Below are 1387 nucleotides of genomic sequence, written 5' to 3' on the forward strand. Positions count from 1 at the left end.
GCCCGCGCGGCGCCGTCGCATGCGGATGCCGGAGAGGCTGGGGGCCTCTCCGGCATCCGGGGTGGGGTGGGGGTGGGGTGTTCGGGTCTCACTTGCCGAGCTTGGCCTTCAGCTGTTCCTTCAGCTGCTTCTTGATCTCCTGCTTGGTGACGGTGCCGCCGGTGCCGGTGGCGTCGCCGGTCACTGCGGTGGCGTCGCCGGTGTTGATGGCGTCGGCGCTGGCGTTGCCGCTGGTGGCGTTGCCGGTGTTGATCGTGCACTTGCCCTTGCAGCTGCCGACGCCGGAGTCGGCGGCGCCGCTGGTGGCCTCGCCGCCGACGGTGGTGTTGTCGGCGGTGGCGTCACCGCTGGTGCCGATGCCGTCTGCGCTGTCGGCCGGGAGGAGGGACACGGCCTGCTGCGGGGCGGCGGCCGGGGCGGCCATGGCGGTGGCGGGGAGGGCGATACCGCCGCCGACGAGGGCCGCGGAGGCGCCGGCCAGGACGATGCGACGGGTCCAGGAACGCTCGAACATCGGAATTCTCCACTCGGTGACAAAAGAGGTTTCTTATCGGTCGCCCCGTGGAATCGGCCGGGGTTTTTCTTCCGGTTCCGGGTCCTCCGGGGGTTCCCGGTGGGGCGTACTTCAAATAAACCCGATGGGCGGGGATGCGTCACGCCACTCGAATCCGTGTCTTGACGGTCGTGGATGATTTTGGTAGCCGCGGTGTGTGGAATGCGTTCGGGCATGCCGAGCAGCCCCCGGGACGCGTTCGGTCCCGGGGGCTGTGTGCGGGGTGGCCGGCTCACTGGCCGAGCTTGGCCTTCAGCTGTTCCTTCAGGGTCTTCTTGATCTCCTGCTTGGTGACGTTGCCGCCGGTGCCGGTGGCGTCTCCGGTCACTGCGGTGGCGTCGCCGCTGTTGATGGCGTCGGCGCTGGCGTTGCCGCTGGTGGCGTTGCCGGTGTCGATGTCGCAGCCGCCGTCACAGCCGGCGACGCCGGAGTTGGCGGCGCCGCTGGTGGCTTCGCCGCCGACGGTGGTGTTGTTGGCGGTGGCGTCACCGCTGGTGCCGATGCCGTCGGCGCTGTCGTCCTGGAGGAGGGACACGGCCTGCTGTGGGGCGGCGGCCGGGGCGGCCATGGCGGTGGCGGGGAGGGCGATACCGCCGCCGACGAGGGCCGCGGAGGCGCCGGCCAGGACGATGCGACGGGTCCAAGAACGCTCGAACATCAGAATTCTCCACTCGGTATAGAAGGGGGATTTTGTGAGCCGCCCCCGCAGAGTGCGGGCCGGGAATTCCATTCCGGTTCCTTCTCTTCCGGGGGTTCCCGGTGAGGGCGTACTTCCAATAAACCCGACCGGTGGAGACGGGTCACGCCACTCGAACCCGTGGCTTGACGGAAATG

General features: G+C 69.4%; 2 protein-coding genes. Both read right to left on the minus strand.

Annotated features, from left to right (window positions below; all coding sequences use genetic code 11):
- Positions 1 to 88: 88 nt before the first annotated feature.
- Positions 89 to 514, minus strand: coding sequence for a hypothetical protein (locus tag ACIQUT_RS40295; RefSeq protein WP_403570712.1), 426 nt, complete (start codon positions 512 to 514; stop codon positions 89 to 91).
- A gap of 271 nt (positions 515 to 785) precedes the next feature.
- Positions 786 to 1211 (minus strand): hypothetical protein, encoded by a 426-nt coding sequence (locus ACIQUT_RS40300; RefSeq protein ID WP_403570714.1) that lies wholly within the window; start codon positions 1209 to 1211, stop codon positions 786 to 788.
- Positions 1212 to 1387: the final 176 nt, after the last annotated feature.

Origin of the sequence: Streptomyces sp. NPDC090445 (genome assembly GCF_044769385.1) — a bacterium.
Classification (GTDB): Bacteria; Actinomycetota; Actinomycetes; order Streptomycetales; family Streptomycetaceae; genus Streptomyces.

Excerpts from the sequence above, each read along its gene's own strand:
- ACIQUT_RS40295 (WP_403570712.1), bottom strand. The coding sequence starts at position 514 with ATGTTCGAGCGTTCCTGGACCCGTCGCATCGTCCTGGCCGGCGCCTCC.
- ACIQUT_RS40300 (WP_403570714.1), bottom strand. The coding sequence starts at position 1,211 with ATGTTCGAGCGTTCTTGGACCCGTCGCATCGTCCTGGCCGGCGCCTCC.